This window comes from Undibacterium sp. Ji22W (genome assembly GCF_049340305.1).
In the GTDB taxonomy this organism is placed as follows: Bacteria; Pseudomonadota; Gammaproteobacteria; order Burkholderiales; family Burkholderiaceae_D; genus Undibacterium.
The window spans coordinates 40,930-56,227 of record NZ_JBMPOU010000002.1; the positions used below are offsets into that span (position 1 = coordinate 40,930).

Annotated in this window: 14 protein-coding genes; 8 read left to right on the forward strand and 6 right to left on the reverse strand. The window is 44.8% G+C overall.

Annotated elements, in window-relative coordinates:
* Nucleotides 1-129 precede the first annotated feature (129 nt).
* The 7 genes from ilvA to rapZ all read left to right on the forward strand — a co-directional run bounded on the left by ilvA (nt 130) and on the right by rapZ (nt 8,122).
* Nucleotides 130-1,665: a threonine ammonia-lyase, biosynthetic gene (gene ilvA / locus ACO0KW_RS07000; RefSeq protein ID WP_423052054.1), complete on the forward strand. Its 1,536-nt coding sequence runs from the start codon at nt 130-132 to the stop codon at nt 1,663-1,665.
* Between the two features lie 17 nt (nt 1,666-1,682).
* The gene (locus tag ACO0KW_RS07005; protein WP_423052056.1) at nt 1,683-1,820 is read left to right on the forward strand and encodes a hypothetical protein; all 138 of its coding nucleotides are present in this window, start codon (nt 1,683-1,685) and stop codon (nt 1,818-1,820) included.
* Nucleotides 1,821-1,837: 17 nt separating this feature from the next.
* On the forward strand, nt 1,838-2,698 hold the full coding sequence (gene queF / locus ACO0KW_RS07010; protein WP_423052058.1) for an NADPH-dependent 7-cyano-7-deazaguanine reductase QueF: 861 nt from the start codon (nt 1,838-1,840) through the stop codon (nt 2,696-2,698).
* A 238-nt stretch (nt 2,699-2,936) separates the two neighbouring features.
* Nucleotides 2,937-5,573, forward strand: coding sequence for a sensor domain-containing phosphodiesterase (locus ACO0KW_RS07015; protein WP_423052060.1), 2,637 nt, complete (start codon nt 2,937-2,939; stop codon nt 5,571-5,573).
* A gap of 160 nt (nt 5,574-5,733) precedes the next feature.
* Nucleotides 5,734-6,198 carry a PTS sugar transporter subunit IIA gene (locus ACO0KW_RS07020; RefSeq protein WP_423052062.1) on the forward strand — a complete coding sequence of 155 codons (465 nt, stop codon included), beginning with the start codon at nt 5,734-5,736 and terminating at the stop codon, nt 6,196-6,198.
* A 109-nt stretch (nt 6,199-6,307) separates the two neighbouring features.
* Nucleotides 6,308-7,252 carry an HPr(Ser) kinase/phosphatase gene (hprK, locus tag ACO0KW_RS07025; protein WP_186941900.1) on the forward strand — a complete coding sequence of 315 codons (945 nt, stop codon included), beginning with the start codon at nt 6,308-6,310 and terminating at the stop codon, nt 7,250-7,252.
* A 6-nt stretch (nt 7,253-7,258) separates the two neighbouring features.
* A complete protein-coding gene (rapZ, locus tag ACO0KW_RS07030; protein ID WP_423052065.1) occupies nt 7,259-8,122 on the forward strand; it encodes an RNase adapter RapZ in 864 nt (287 codons plus the stop codon).
* Nucleotides 8,123-8,131: 9 nt separating this feature from the next.
* Here rapZ and ACO0KW_RS07035 read toward each other — a convergent pair whose 3' ends face one another.
* The 4 genes from ACO0KW_RS07035 to ACO0KW_RS07050 form a co-directional block, all read right to left on the reverse strand.
* A complete protein-coding gene (locus tag ACO0KW_RS07035; protein WP_423052067.1) occupies nt 8,132-8,983 on the reverse strand; it encodes a hypothetical protein in 852 nt (283 codons plus the stop codon).
* A gap of 6 nt (nt 8,984-8,989) precedes the next feature.
* Nucleotides 8,990-10,192 carry a cytochrome P450 gene (locus ACO0KW_RS07040; protein WP_423052068.1) on the reverse strand — a complete coding sequence of 401 codons (1,203 nt, stop codon included), beginning with the start codon at nt 10,190-10,192 and terminating at the stop codon, nt 8,990-8,992.
* Nucleotides 10,193-10,240: 48 nt separating this feature from the next.
* Nucleotides 10,241-10,693, reverse strand: a complete 453-nt coding sequence (locus tag ACO0KW_RS07045; protein WP_423052070.1) for a hypothetical protein — start codon at nt 10,691-10,693, stop codon at nt 10,241-10,243.
* Between the two features lie 143 nt (nt 10,694-10,836).
* The gene (locus ACO0KW_RS07050; protein WP_423052072.1) at nt 10,837-12,801 is read right to left on the reverse strand and encodes an acetate--CoA ligase family protein; all 1,965 of its coding nucleotides are present in this window, start codon (nt 12,799-12,801) and stop codon (nt 10,837-10,839) included.
* On the opposite strand from ACO0KW_RS07050, the gene ACO0KW_RS07055 reads away from it, so the two are divergent.
* Nucleotides 12,801-12,974, forward strand: a complete 174-nt coding sequence (locus tag ACO0KW_RS07055) for a hypothetical protein (protein WP_423052074.1) — start codon at nt 12,801-12,803, stop codon at nt 12,972-12,974. The two genes, ACO0KW_RS07050 and ACO0KW_RS07055, sit on opposite strands and share 1 nt — an antisense overlap.
* Before the next feature lie 338 nt (nt 12,975-13,312).
* On the opposite strand, the gene ACO0KW_RS07060 is transcribed toward ACO0KW_RS07055, so the two are convergent.
* Together ACO0KW_RS07060 and ACO0KW_RS07065 are read right to left on the reverse strand one after the other, a co-directional pair.
* Nucleotides 13,313-14,476 carry an ABC transporter permease gene (locus ACO0KW_RS07060; RefSeq protein ID WP_423052076.1) on the reverse strand — a complete coding sequence of 388 codons (1,164 nt, stop codon included), beginning with the start codon at nt 14,474-14,476 and terminating at the stop codon, nt 13,313-13,315.
* Nucleotides 14,473-15,297: an ATP-binding cassette domain-containing protein gene (locus tag ACO0KW_RS07065; protein WP_423052078.1), complete on the reverse strand. Its 825-nt coding sequence runs from the start codon at nt 15,295-15,297 to the stop codon at nt 14,473-14,475. The genes ACO0KW_RS07060 and ACO0KW_RS07065 overlap by 4 nt, the downstream gene beginning before the upstream one ends.
* Nucleotide 15,298: the final 1 nt, after the last annotated feature.

Genomic DNA, 15,298 nt, shown 5'->3' on the forward strand with positions numbered 1-15,298 from the left:
GCCACCGCGCCGGCATCACGGTCGGTTCTGTACATATCAACGCAGAATCGCTACATCCGCTACAAGGGCGATGTTGCATGATGTCCGAATTTGACATTTGACTTTAGTTTTTAAAAAAAGAATTCATCCATGGCTACTGATTACCTCAAGAAAATCCTCACCGCCCGCGTCTATGACGTCGCAATAGAAACGCCTTTAGAGCTAGCGCCTACATTGTCTAAACGCATGGACAATCAAATTCACTTCAAGCGTGAAGACATGCAAAGTGTGTTCAGCTTCAAGCTACGCGGTGCGTACAACAAAATTGCGCATCTGACCCAGACACAATTAAAACACGGTGTAATTTGTGCTTCGGCCGGCAATCATGCGCAGGGTGTGGCGTTGAGTGCGAAGCGCGTAGGCTGCAAAGCGGTAATCGTCATGCCAACCACCACACCACCAGTCAAAATCGACGCAGTCCGCGTTCATGGCGGCGATGCAGTCGAAATCGTTTTGCATGGCGAATCGTATTCCGACGCCTATGACCATGCATTAACTTTAGAAAAAAAGCGCAAGCTCACTTTCGTTCATCCATTTGATGATCCGGATGTCATCGCTGGTCAGGGAACCGTCGGCATGGAAATTTTGCGTCAACACGCTGGCCCTATCCATGCGATTTTTGTCGCAATCGGGGGTGGCGGTCTCATCGCGGGGGTTTCTGCTTATGTCAAAGCGGTGCGTCCCGATATCAAAATCATCGGTGTGCAAACGGTTGATTCAGATGGCATGTACCGCAGTCTGAAAGCGGGCAAACGCGTGACACTCACGGACGTTGGCCTATTTTCTGATGGTACTGCGGTGAAACTTGTTGGTGAAGAGACTTTCCGTTTGGCGAAGCAGTATGTGGATGAAGTGATTCTGGTCGATACTGATGAAGTCTGCGCTGCAATTAAAGATGTGTTCCAGGATACGCGTTCGATTTTAGAACCTGCGGGTGCGTTGGCTGTAGCTGGTTGTAAAGCCTATATTGAACGCGCCAAGGCGAATAAAAAACCGTTGAAAAATGAAACTATGGTAACCATCGCCTGCGGCGCTAACATGAATTTTGACCGTCTGCGTTTTGTCGCGGAACGTGCCGAAGTTGGCGAAGCTCGTGAGGCAGTATTTGCAGTGACGATCCCAGAAATTCAAGGCAGTTTCAAACGCTTTTGCGAATTGGTTGGCCCACGCAATGTGACGGAATTTAATTATCGTATCAGCGATAAAAAAGAAGCGCATATCTTCGTCGGCGTGCAAGTCACCAACCGTGAAGAGTCCAGCAAAATCGCCAAAAATTTTGTCAAGCATGGCTTCCCTACTTTAGATCTCACTGACGATGAATTGGCCAAACTCCATATCCGTCATTTGGTTGGCGGCAAGAGTGAATTGGCAGAAAATGAGTTACTGTATCGCTTCGAATTTCCAGAGCGTCCAGGTGCTTTAATGCGCTTTTTAAACAGTATGGCGCCGAATTGGAATATCAGTCTATTTCACTATCGCAATCATGGAGCCGACTACGGCCGCACCTTAGTTGGCTTACAAGTGCCGAAGAAAGAAATGAAAGCGTTTAAAGAATTTTTGAATGGCCTCGGATATCGCTATTGGGATGAGAGCGACAATCCTGTTTATAAACTTTTCCTGGGGTAAATCCTCGGATGTTGGATATGACACATCAGAAATGTAGGGCGGGTGAAACCCGCGCAGCTCAGGTGCTAGAAGATCTGGCGGCGCGGGTTACACCCGCCCTACATAAATCCGCTAACTTGATGGCTGAACGTTCATCCTCCAGCTTACATTTTTAATTGAAACAAAACACACCATGAGCACCTCCAGCAATACACCTGAACAATCGCAACTAGGTAAAACGTCGGCATATCAAACACAGTATGATCCTAGTTTAATTTTTCCGATTCCGCGTGCTGAAAAACGCGCTGAAATTGGTTTCAAGATTGTTGAAGGCAAAGCGATTAATTTACCCTTTTTCGGGATGGATTTTTGGAACGCGTATGAAGTTTCATGGCTAAATATGCGTGGTAAGCCGCAAGTTGCGATCGTCAGTGTTTTCGCACCCGCGGATTCGCCGAATATCGTCGAATCAAAATCTTTCAAACTGTATTTGAATTCATTCAATCAAACCAAGCTGGCTGGATCTGAGGCCTTTCTGAGTTTGTTGCAAACCGATTTATCAAACGGTTTCGGCGCGCCGGTACAGGTCACAATTACGCTTCAAGAACAATTCGGCAAAGCGGCATTTCAAGAGCTAGAAGGCATGTTGCTAGACAGGCTCGATATCGAAGTCGATCAATACGCCCCGATTCCAGAAATTCTACAGGCTGATCACAGCCAACCAGCAATTGAAGAAACATTAGTATCGCACTTACTCAAATCAAATTGCCTGGTCACAGGTCAACCTGATTGGGCCAGCGTGCAAATTTCTTACGTCGGTGCACCGATTGATCAAGAAGCGTTGCTACGCTACCTCATTGGCTTTAGAAATCATAATGAATTTCACGAACAATGTGTGGAACGAATTTTTTGCGACGTCATGCAATATTGCAAACCGCAAAAACTTTCTGTGTATGCGCGCTATACACGTCGCGGTGGTTTAGATATTAATCCTTGGCGTAGTAATTTTTCCGTAGGAAAAATGCCTTCGAATTTGCGTAGCGCACGGCAATAACATTGAATAAGACTATTTGTTCCAACAGTCATTATTGCTGTGCAAGATCAAAGTAAAAGCTCAGGTACTTTCCACAATGAAACTCCACGATAGAAATCAAGCTAAACTCATCAACAGAAGGCCTTGCAGACTTGCTCGGTGTGTTAGCATAGAGTACATTTATTTGTTTATTTAGTTAGCTTGCTCGTGATTTTTCGTCGCTTGGCTATTTTGATTTTCTTCGATTGTTATTGGTCTTATGTATCCCGTTAATTGGCAAGCGCTTCTACAACAACATCCACAAGATGCCGTCATCGCATTAATTGACGGGACCATTGTTCATGCAAATTCTTTAGCAATACAACTATTGTGTGCAAAAAATCTGAATGAAATTTCTGGTTTGCGCTGGAATGCATTTTTAGAATTTTCTCATCCTAATCAAGTTAAAACACACTTGCAGGCTGGTAGCAGTCTATTGCCAAATGCTATCGCTGAATTTTGCCAACTCAAAACTCGCTTGGGACAATTACTTGATGTAGAAGTCCGATTACATACTTTTCCAATTCAACGACAAACCGCTTACGTATTGCGGTTGCGCAATCTTCAGTCACAACCAATTGCGAAATCATTTCATGTGAATACTAATGTGACTGGCTTGCCTAAAAATAGTTTAAGCCACGAAGCTCTGCATCATGAAAAAGAAATTCTGGAGATGATTGCACTGGACAATCCTTTAACCCAGATTTTGCAAGACGTTTGCGATCGCATGGAGCGCTTACTCGATAATGGGTCTGTTTGTGCCATTATGTTGTTCGATCAAGAAACACAAAAACTAAAGTTGGCTGCAGCACCTGGCATGGATCCGGATTTCCTCAATGAAATGGATCATGTGGAAATTGGACTAGGGCAATGGACCTGTGGCGTCGCCGTCCAATCTGCAAAAATCAAGATTACCGACCATATTGCACAAAGCGAATTATGGCAATGGCATCGCGAAATACCAGTGCGCTACGGCATGCATTCGTGCTGGTCAGTACCAATTAAAACGGCCTTTAATACACTACTCGGTACGGTCGATATTTATCACCCTAATCAACGACATCCCAGCGATGATGAACAAACTTTGATTATGGATGCGATGCATGTAATTGCACTCGCGATTGACAAGAAAAACATGGAACACAGTCTGGCCACGAGCGAAGACCGCTATCGCTCGGTGGTAAATAATCTGACTGAAGGTATCATGGTGATTGCTCCGGGTGGCAAGATTCTTACGTGCAATCCCAGTGCAAAACGCATCTTAAAGATACAAGATATTGATGCGACAGGACGACGTCATCGATATTTCAAACGTATCTTCAGGGAAGACAGTAGCGAAATTCAAATCGGCGATGATCCTGCATCTATCGTCTTGCGTACTGGCGAAGCCATCGCCAATCTGTCGATCGGTATGCAATTGCATGACAACGCGATTGTCTGGTTGTTAGTTAACGTACAGCCGATTCATCATTCACGCAGCAGTAATAAAACCGAGGCGGTCTTAATATCCTTCACTGATACGACCGAGGTCCGTGAAACTGAACGGCAATTACAATACATAGCGACGCACGATGCCTTGACTGGTCTGCCAAATCGCCATCAATTGCAACAGCGTCTGGCAACAGCATTAGCACATGCTTACGAACAAAAAGTCGCTGTCATTTTTCTGGATCTGGATCACTTTAAAAACGTGAATGACACTGCGGGACACGCTGCTGGGGATGGTTTGCTATGCGATGTTGCTAGGCGTCTAAGCTCGTGTATTCGTGCCACCGACATGTTAGCGCGGCTCGGTGGCGACGAATTTGTGATTGTGGTGGAGGAATTCGATACTGCGCAACATCTAAAAGAGCTTGCAGATCGCATTCTGACCAAAATGCGTGAGCCATTTGTAATTGACCAGCATCAATATCATCTTGGTACATCGATAGGTATCAGTGTATTTCCGCACGATGGTACCGATGGCCCGACGCTGCTTCGATGTGCAGACTCGGCCATGTATCTCGCAAAAGAATTGGGACGTAATAATTATCAGTTCTTCACTTCTGATTTGATGATACGTGCGCAACATCGCTACACGTTGGAAAGGAATCTACGACGTGCGCTAGTCGATGATGAATTCATCTTGTATTACCAGCCAAAAGTCAGTTTGAACGATGGAAAAATTGTTGGCGCGGAGGCGTTGATTCGTTGGCAAATGCCAGAAATAGGTGTCATTGAACCGAATGAATTCGTCCCTTTCTCAGAAGAAATTGGACTAATCGTACCTATGGGGCGCTGGGTTTTATCGAAGGCATGTGAACAGGCACAAAAATGGCGCCAGCAATTCGATATTGATTTCAAGATCAGCGTCAATATTTCACCTAAGCAGTTCCAAGACCCCAAGCTTCCACAATTCATTTTAGAAGTCCTACTAGCATCCGGCTTGCCAGCACATGCATTGCAATTAGAAATAACCGAAGGCCTTTTAATGGTTGAAGCAGAGCATTTGAGTTTGGTATTTGATGCCATCAAAACCTTGGGAATCAGCATTTCTTTGGATGATTTTGGTACTGGATTTTCATCTTTATCGTATTTACAACGCTTCCCTATCGACAATCTGAAGATTGATCGCTCCTTCATTCATGAAATTCCAGAAAACCAAGATTCTGTCGTATTGACCAAAGCCATTATTGCGATGTCCAGCGCATTAGGCATGAGCGTCACGGCAGAGGGTGTAGAAAATTTGGCACAACAAGACTTCTTAAAAGATGCAGGTTGTGATGAGATTCAAGGCTTTTATTTCAGTAGACCAATTTCAGTTGAGGACTTTTCACAACTACTCAACCGCCATACCTTAGAAAGCAAGATAAATTGATCGCCGAAATTAGCTACACCTGCAAAAGAAGCCTATAATCGCGCTCTAAGATGATCAGTATGATGACAAGTTTGTTCTGAATAACCAAAGTACAAGCGCATGCGTTGTTCACCACTGTAGAAATTTAGTTCACGCGCACAGGCCTCACATTCCGCTATATATGACCAATATCGCAAAAATTCTGTCCCTAGAGAATGTCTTATTAGATTTAGATGTATCGAGTAAAAAGCGGGCTTTCGAGCAGGCAGGTTTATTGTTTGAGAACAATTGCAGCATTGCCCGCTCCACGGTTTCTGAAAATCTATTTGCCCGTGAGCGTTTAGGCTCTACAGGTTTAGGACACGGGGTTGCCGTTCCTCATGGTCGGATCAAAGGATTAAAAAATCCAATCGCTGCCTTTGTACGCTTGCACGAAGCGATTCCATTTGAGTCTCCCGATGGACAAGCTGTCAATCTGCTGATATTTCTCCTCATGCCAGACAACGTCACACAACAACATCTTGAAATTTTGTCAGAGATCGCTGAAATGCTGTCAGATGATGAATTTCGGGCTGCTTTACAAACCCAACAAGATGCAAGTTTGGTATACAAACAACTCATCACCTGGGAACCCAAGAGTATGTAAGCAAGGTGCAGTCGTCGCTAGATTGCACTCTGCAAATATCACCTTCATGTGAAGGTCTATGTCACATGCAGCACCGTATTCTCATCTTCCTCAATGCAGGATCAGCATCATGCCACTGACGACAGAATTAACTATACAAAAGATTTTTGATGACAATCGCGACACCTTGCAATTGGGTTGGTTTGCGGGCTTTTCTGGTGGTGACAAACAAATTACTGACGATGCTACTGCCTCTTCTGATCAAGTCGGTCACCTAAACTTAATTCACCCTGGCCGGATACAAGTCCTAGGGCATCAGGAAATTAATTACTTCCATCGTTTATCGCCCGGTTCACGCGCGAATCTGATTAAAGAATTGGTAGCAGGTCAACCTCCTGCGCTGATCGTTGCACAGGGTTTAGAGTCACCACAAACGTTCTTAAGTGTGTGCGACGATAATAATATTCCCCTTTTTTCTACCACCTTACCCGCTGCACAGGTCATCGATTATCTGCGCGTCTATTTATCAAAAAAACTTGCGCCGCAAGTCACGATGCACGGCGTATTTATGGACGTGCTGGGAGTGGGCGTGCTAATTACTGGCGAATCTGGTTTAGGCAAGAGTGAGCTCGGTCTGGAATTAATTTCACGGAGTCACGGCTTGGTGGCCGATGACGCGGTCGAATTTTCGCGCATTGCGCCGAATATGATAGAAGGCCGTTGTCCGCCTATCTTGCAAAATTTATTGGAAGTTCGCGGGTTGGGCTTGCTCGATATTAAAGCTATTTTTGGTGAAACGTCCGTACGCCGCAAGATGCGTTTAAAGTTAATAGTGCATCTGGTCAAGCGCAGCACTCTAGAAGAAAATTATGAGCGTTTACCTATCGATTCGCAATCGGAAGATGTCTTAGGATTACAAATTAAAAAAGTCGTTATTCCCGTGGCTGCGGGTCGCAATATTGCGGTTTTATTAGAAGCCGCTGTGCGCAATACCATCTTACAACTGCGTGGCATCAATACCTTAGAAGAATTCATGGAACGCCAACGTCGGGCGATGGATGAAACGCTAGGATAAAGGATCATGCGGATATTATTAATCTCAGGAATTTCAGGCTCAGGCAAATCGGTTGCATTGAATGTCGTAGAAGATGCGGGTTACTATTGCGTCGATAATTTACCACCAAGTCTATTAATTGAATTGGTGAAGACTCTGGAATCCGAAGGCGTCAAAACTGCTGCCATGGCGATCGACTCGCGCAGCGCGCATCAACTGCAAAGTGTTGGAGAAACCGTAGAAAGCTTACGGCAATTGGGGCACGAAGTTAAAATTCTGTTTTTGACTGCGAGTTCTGAAACCTTGATTGCGCGGTTTTCCGAGACGCGTCGCAGCCATCCCCTTTCACATCTATTACAGCAACAACGACTATCTTGTACACCGCTTAGCCTGACAGAATGCATCGATGCTGAGCGTACATTACTGTCACCGCTACAATTTCTCGGGCACGTGATCGATACTTCCAATTTAAGTGCAAATCACTTACGCAATTGGATCAAGGATGAGATCGGAGTTGAGCATGCTTCGCTGATTTTGATGTTCGAATCTTTTGCATTTAAAGTGGGCGTACCGCTCGATGTAGATTTCGTATTCGATGTCCGGATTCTGCCGAACCCTCATTATGACCATGCACTGCGGCCATTGACTGGACGTGATCAAGCTGTGGTGGATTTCCTCGAGGCGCAGGCTATGGCGCAGGACCTCTATTCCGACATTCGCAATTTTGTAGACAAATGGCTACCTGCATTTAAGCGCGACAGTCGTAGTTACCTGACGATAGGAATCGGATGCACTGGCGGACAACATCGCTCTGTCTACATGGTAGAAAAACTCGCAAAACATTTTCAGCAAAGAGAACGCGTGTTGATTCGCCATCGCCAGACACATTGATCTTTTGTACTATTTTAACTGAATGAGCCAGTCCAGTAGTTGCTGAGTTTCAGTGATAAATGAGGTCTGTTGAGCATAACGAGCAGGCGCGGTCTGGTCGACTTCTATTTTCATCCAATCCTCTTTGCCGTCGACAAACTGAACGTATTGCTGCCAATCCTGAACCAATTTTTCATCGCCCCCACGCTCTGAAATCACCGGAGTCCCAAGGCACAACGAATGCCAGATACGGTAGACTTCGAGCACACTAGCATCGAACTTTCCAATATTAATTGTCGCCTTTGCGGTCGCAATACGTATGTCCCGTTCATGTCCCCAAGAATTATTCAGAATGCGCAATGGCATTTTCAAGTCTTCCCTCAGGTATTTAAGTGTTGGCAAACGATGCTCGTTAACTTTTCCATAAAATACGTAGTGAGAACTTTTTTCAGGAAATCGAAATGCGCTCAAAGGCAGATAACCAAACCTGAACAGCGAAGTCTGTTTATTTCCGATTTGCGTGAGAATATCCACGTTGTAATGGGAATAATCCAGCACTGGCGTATCACACAAACACTTGATATAACGTGCTAGCCAAGGTGCTTTTTCAACGCCCGACAAGGGCGCTAAATTTACAATCACACAATTTGAGGGAAGCTTTGATACTGGCCGTTGCTCATCAATAAACTGCCGATACCATGCAAAAACCAAACACGGCATATCAGGCCGAATTCTATCGAGCGCAAAATGTACTTTGACCCCAAGTTGGTTCAGCGCCGTCGACAATGCACCTATTAGTTCCACATAAACTGCGCTGTAGGCGCCATTAGTGGAAATCTCAACTAGACATATTTCACGCATACGAAAATTCGATGTATTCAAGAGCACTCATGCGACACTCACAGTCAGCGTTTCCAAACTGCGAAAGAAAGAATTTTTTCGCCAAGTTAACGTTGACTCCTCAAGGCATAGTCCTGGGCAACGACTAAGTAGAGTGGCAAACGCTATTTTCGCTTCTACACGAGAGAGTGTCTTACCTAAACAATGATGAATGCCAATTCCAAAAGCAAGATGAGGATTGTGTTGTCGCCGGATGTCAAATTCATCAGCACGTTCAAAGGCACTAGAGTCCCGATTTGCCGAGCCGATAAAAACACCGATCTGCTGACCGGCTGGTATCGTAAAGCCTGAAATTTCAGTATCCTCAATGGTGAGGCGAAATGAAGTTCGTTGCTCAGGGCTTTCAAAACGCAACACCTCTTCGATGGCGCCAGACAGTAAATCTGGTTCTGCTTGCAGCAAGGCCCACTGTGCCGGATGACTTAACAGCAAACTAGTTCCACTACTCAACAAACTAATCGTGGTTTCATGTCCTGCAAATAAGATGAACAGTGACATCCCAATTAACTCTTCACTTGAAATTAATTGCTGCCCCTCGCGCTCCAACAAATACGACAACATACTATCGTCAGGTTGGTCTCGCTTCGTTTGAATCAAATGTTGAACATACGAAATGAATTCATTCAGAGCCAATCTGCGTTCATCCAAATTCGCATGTTTTACCAGCAGAGAGTCAAAACTATCTCCGAGAATCAAAGACCAGCGACGTATTTTTTGCATATCGTGCTGAGGAACGCCAAACATACTGGCAATCACAAACACTGGTAAGGGCTCACAAAATTCTGCGATGAAATCAAATGACTGTCGATCGGGCAACCTATCAGTCAAAGCATCGATCAAGTAATCTGTTTGTTGCTGGATGATGGGTTCAAGCTGCGCAATCGCTTTCAGTGAAAAGAATTCTGCGATCAGACGTCGCAATCGCAAATGATCAGCATCATCTCGGTGTAAGAGGTGTAAGTCAAACGGATGCTGTATTGCACGCGGGCGTACAGTACGTATATTTTTTGAAATCGAATGATTATTTTTAAAAATCGTCAAAGCGTCTGCGTAATTCGCAAATAACCACACACCTTGACTAGTGCTATCTTGTTCATGCGGTAGCCATAGCGGCTGTCCAGTACGGCGAATTTCCGCATAATAAGGATATGGATTTTGAAAAAAATCCTCTTGCCGTATGTTCACTGTCATTATTCATTCAATCAATAAAATTGTCGTTCTGAACCCAGAATCACAGACCTAAACCAAAAAACCTTTTAGGCGCACTTCAAACAAGCCATCAAGCGCATCAGTGATGGTGAAATCAGCGACGCAATAACAACTCTCATTTCGGCGACGCATAGTTTTGACTTTCATGTCAACGCGAATTCCCTGCGCACTACGAATCGCACGAATTGTCTTTGTGTGACTCTCGACCATCCACGCTTCTTTCGTTTTTTTATTCTGACCAGACCAAACATGCCCATAAATGATCATTAATTGCGACAGAAATTCCAGCGTCGAGAAAATGCTTAAATGAAATCCACCAACATCTGTTTCAGAAGTGTAGATAGATCGCATACCTACTACCGCCTGCAAACGGTCATCATCAATTTCTATCTCACTTAATTGCCATTGTTCTTGTTGACGCCCTTCATTCAGATAGTGCGAAGACATTTGTTCAACTGCAGCGTCATCTAGTCGATATTTCATCTTTGAACTATTTTCCCTTTTTTCTAATAACCGATAAATTCGGAATGTAACTTAACGTCACCTAATCTTTAAGAATTACGATCGGCCATCATTCTTCTTGAGTACCTACCATTCTATCGTACCAAAATATTTCGATAGCATCCTTAGATTTCCACACGCTGAAAATGTTTGTTTAACTCTTGCGACAATTGGAACACAAGATCACCTTCAAAATAGTCCTTAATCGTGCCCTCTGGCATTTTGATAGGCGCTGTCAGTTGCTGCAGTTGACGTGCAATACTGACTTTATCCACGCGCATTTTGATTAAAAATTGTGTGCAAAAAAGCCATTCATTGAGATCCGCGTTATTTTTACGCTGATGATCCTGGTACAAAACAAGATTGGCAATTCTATCAACGGCTAATCCAGAACTTAAAAACTGACTATCGGCGAAATTTAACACTACGGCAGCAACATCAGGATCAGCTAACAAAGCGAGGCTGCCGGTATACGGATCTATCGGTTTCGCCATAATGATTTCGCCTGCGATCCGACAAGCATTCGGATCGACTGTTCCAATTTTCAAACTTTGCGTCGGGAAAAAAGTGTTAACTTGCTCCTGCAAGTGTTGAGACCAATTCGGGTCGGCAATATCACCCAACACAACGATAATCGGTATCAAGCCTTTCTTGTGCACCAATTTCCCCAATATTTCAAGTGGAAGGTGCGGTGACATTTGAGGCTGGGCATTGACTTCACAGATCGCGGCACCTGTTTCGAGCCAAGAGCGTTGTATGTCTGGGATCAACAAATCAATTCCCGCAAGATCAAGGCGCATTATTCGTGCAGCACGTTCAGCCAGCCGCAGGTTATCTGGATGTACAATGTCCAACACAGGCACGATACTTCCACCCGATGCGACGTTGGCGGCCTGACGCAATCGTACATACTGACCTAGGGCTGGTACGGATTTCAATTCCATGCCCTGCTCTACCAACAACGATTGTGCCTCCTGATTGATATAAATCCGTTTTAACAGGGCATTACTGCCCGGTTCGCCACGCCGTGGATCGGCATTTTGGATGTCGAGCAATTCTGTGATTGTATGTTCACCGTCGCCAGTTAGCCCACCAGGTATCCTGTGAACAGCCCAGTAAACTTTTCCTTGGTAAACCTGAATCCGATAATCACGTCCAATGAACTGTTTCTCAAGCAAAATCGTGCCAGATAATTTTGCGGCTTCTGCAAAAGCGTAGCGAACTTCTTCTGCATTTTTTAAGCCTACATGGACCCCGCGCCCGCCATCTTGATCTGAGGGTTTGATAACGACAGGGAACTGCATTTTTTCGGCTTGCTCCACCGCTTCATCGGCACTCTTAACAATAAGCTGCTGACAGACAGGGATTCCCATATTTCGCAACAGACGCGAAGTAGCTACTTTATTGCGCGCGATACGGGTCGAAATATTAGGAGTCTCGTCGGTAAATGAACTATCTAACCAACGCGCGAATCTTCCCCATCCGAATTGAAAGACATTCGCGTTGACTCTTACGTACGGAATATCCAATTGCTGAGCCGCTTGAATAAAACGTAAAGAATTTTGTCCTATGGGGGCAAATACGGCCATTTGTTGTATGGCCTTTTGCAAACTTTCTTTGACTAATGGTTGAGCCAGATTTTCTGCGAACTCTTCAGATTTGAAGTGTAGTTGCAAGAAATTCATGCGCGCTACCAACCAGTTCAAGGCCAAATGATTCGCTGAATAGCCCATGCTCAAGGCTGGCATGATCAGTGATTTTATTGAACTAGCGTGATTGGAGCGTTCATCAATCACAATTTCATCGACCGCCGGAAAGCCTGCCATCATCAGCATTCCCATACAAGCCGAAAATAATTGTCGGAGAGGCATATCTTGAAGGACCGACAATTTGTCGAATTTTTCCTGATAATTTGGAATTAACTGCAGGAACTCTGCGTGCATTGCATTTGATATCTGAGAATCAGTTGCTTTCGTATTTAACTCAATATTAACGACGATAGCGGCTTGCCGCATCTTCGGAAAATATCCGGGAACGTTTCGATACCCTACAATTTTAAGAATTTCTTTCGTCAGACGAGGAACTGTCATTGCCACACTTTCAAAAACACGTCATTACCCATCTAGGGCTGAAAAAAAATAGAAATTCTCACGCGTTCTGCACGCTATTAGCACAGGCGCAGCCGGCGACTGAATTGGCTGATGAATTTACTATGGAATTCGCAACTGGCGTGATGCTGGATTTAGTATTGATTGCCATATAGGGATAAAGCGCTTGTTAAGCACATTTTATACGGACAATAAGCGATTGAGAAAAACTGTATTTATTATCTGGTCATTCAGATGCAGAAACACGACACGCCAGAGTAATGTGAAAAAAGGGAAAGAAACAGTCATCTAGGCTATTTCTAAACCGATTAGATAGACTAAAAATCTATTCGGCTGTATGCCGACTTAAAAATGAGCCCACTTCATATTGAAAACATGCGTTTTCAGGAAATAGTGAAGTGGGGAATATGTATGCAGGATATTGAAAACTCCATCTGACAGGTACTGGCTTACCCCAGTACCTGTCAGATGAGATCAAATTACTGGCGATCATTTACTCCATTACCACATCCCGCATTTTACGCGACACAAATAACAAGCTACCGCTCACGATCAAACAAGAAACCAATAAGGCGATACCGATCGAATTTGCACCGACTAATTCACCTTTAAGCACTTGATTCATCATCTGCGTCTGCGCCATCACAGGCACCCACCCTAACCAAGCCGGTTCTTTGCCCGGATTTAGGATAAAGAACAGCGGCAAGAATGAAACAGTCAAACTCAATAACTGGTTTCTGACATTCGCTTCTTTAAAAGTTTTGCAGGTTAATGACAAAGCCACCTGCAAAGAAGACAATGCCGCCGCTAGTGGCACAAGAACTAGCAAGAACGCTAAAGCATCTTTCACGCCGAATTGAAATTCAGCTCGTAGTGCTTCATTTGCGATCACCGATTGCGCGGGAAAGAAACTACTAACGGTCAATATTACGATCAGGATACTGACCGTCGCGACTGCCGCCGTTTTACCAATTGCCAATTGCAAACCCGATACTGGGTTCATCATTAATGGCTCAAGTGAACCACGCTCACGTTCACCGGCAGTGCTATCAATCGCGGCAAACATACCGCCCATGACGATGGCCATAATCAAGACCATGGGCAGCATGCCAGTAATCGTCACGCGTCGCTCATCTGGCCGGCTGATATGACGCTCTTTGACAACAACAGCTTGCAAGACTTCAGCAGAAACACCGCGCATCATCAAATTCAAACCGCTACGCTCTTGCACATAACCGTTAAGCAGGCGACGTAAAGGGTTGAGCCCCATTTCTGCCTGACGGTTGGATGTATCATAGGCGATCTCTAATTCAACCCGTTTGAGTTGAGCGACATCCTCTTCAAAATGGGCAGGAACCAACAGAACCGGTTTAATCAGTTCTTTGCTGCGAGATTTTTCTTCATAGTCCGCCGGTGCTTGTTTGATTTGATAACCCTGACGCAGGATGTAATTTTCCAGACCCGGGGCATCTTTCATATTCACTGCCATCACACTGCGATCAACAGCCTGTGACTCCACTTGCGACATTACAGTTGAAAACACAAATAACAACATCGGCACGAGCAACAATGAACTCGCTAAGACCATCATCAACGTGCGGCGATCACGCATCGCGTCTGAGATTTCTTTCCAATAAATTGCAAATATTTCTCTCATGCGAGACTCCCTTGATTCAGTGTTTGCTCCACATTGCGTGTTGTGCCTTGATCTAAAAATGCCAGCTTCACAAAAGCATCTTCAAAGTCGCGCTCTTGTGCCTGCTGCATTAATTCAGTGACAGTTCCTTTGGCAACCGTCTTACCTTGCGCAACAATCACAACGGTATCGCACAAGCGTTCCACCTCTTGCATGATATGGGTAGAAAATACGATGCACTTTCCACCGCCTTCTGCGCTTTTGAGCCAGCGCAAAAATTCACGCAGCGCACGCGTCGCAACCACATCCAATCCATTGGTCGGTTCGTCCAAAATAATATTTTTGGGATCGTGAATCAAGGCACGTGCCAATGCAATTTTCATACGCTCACCCTGACTAAATCCTTCGGTGCGGCGATCAAGTAAATTATGAATTTCTAACCAATGTGCTAATTGATCAGTACGTTGCTCTATCAAGCCCTTATCCATGCCATGTAACTTGCCGTAGTACTGAATATTTTCACGGGCAGTTAAGCGTGGATACAATCCGCGGGCATCGGACAAAATACCCAATCTGGCCTGCGCTGCGGTCTGCCCTTCTTTCACTTGCACATCGTCAATCTTAATCATGCCGCTATCCATTTTCAACATGGACGCAACCATACGTAAGCTGGTCGTTTTCCCAGCGCCGTTCGCTCCGAGCAATCCTAAAATCGCCCCGTCTTGCGCCGTAAAACTGACGCCGTTTACGGCTTTCACTTTCTCGCTGCTACGTTTGCCAATTCCAAATTTTGGCTTGCCCAATTTGACGAATTCTTTATGCAGATCTTCAACAATAATCATC

Bases quoted from the DNA above. Each gene is read 5' to 3' on its own strand.
- ilvA (WP_423052054.1), top strand. From the start codon at position 130: ATGGCTACTGATTACCTCAAGAAAATCCTCACCGCCCGCGTCTATGAC.
- ACO0KW_RS07005 (WP_423052056.1), top strand. From the start codon at position 1,683: ATGACACATCAGAAATGTAGGGCGGGTGAAACCCGCGCAGCTCAGGTG.
- queF (WP_423052058.1), top strand. From the start codon at position 1,838: ATGAGCACCTCCAGCAATACACCTGAACAATCGCAACTAGGTAAAACG.
- ACO0KW_RS07015 (WP_423052060.1), top strand. From the start codon at position 2,937: ATGTATCCCGTTAATTGGCAAGCGCTTCTACAACAACATCCACAAGAT.
- ACO0KW_RS07020 (WP_423052062.1), top strand. From the start codon at position 5,734: ATGACCAATATCGCAAAAATTCTGTCCCTAGAGAATGTCTTATTAGAT.
- hprK (WP_186941900.1), top strand. From the start codon at position 6,308: ATGCCACTGACGACAGAATTAACTATACAAAAGATTTTTGATGACAAT.
- rapZ (WP_423052065.1), top strand. From the start codon at position 7,259: ATGCGGATATTATTAATCTCAGGAATTTCAGGCTCAGGCAAATCGGTT.
- ACO0KW_RS07040 (WP_423052068.1), bottom strand. From the start codon at position 10,192: ATGACAGTGAACATACGGCAAGAGGATTTTTTTCAAAATCCATATCCT.
- ACO0KW_RS07045 (WP_423052070.1), bottom strand. From the start codon at position 10,693: ATGAAATATCGACTAGATGACGCTGCAGTTGAACAAATGTCTTCGCAC.
- ACO0KW_RS07050 (WP_423052072.1), bottom strand. From the start codon at position 12,801: ATGACAGTTCCTCGTCTGACGAAAGAAATTCTTAAAATTGTAGGGTAT.
- ACO0KW_RS07060 (WP_423052076.1), bottom strand. From the start codon at position 14,476: ATGAGAGAAATATTTGCAATTTATTGGAAAGAAATCTCAGACGCGATG.
- ACO0KW_RS07065 (WP_423052078.1), bottom strand. From the start codon at position 15,297: ATGATTATTGTTGAAGATCTGCATAAAGAATTCGTCAAATTGGGCAAG.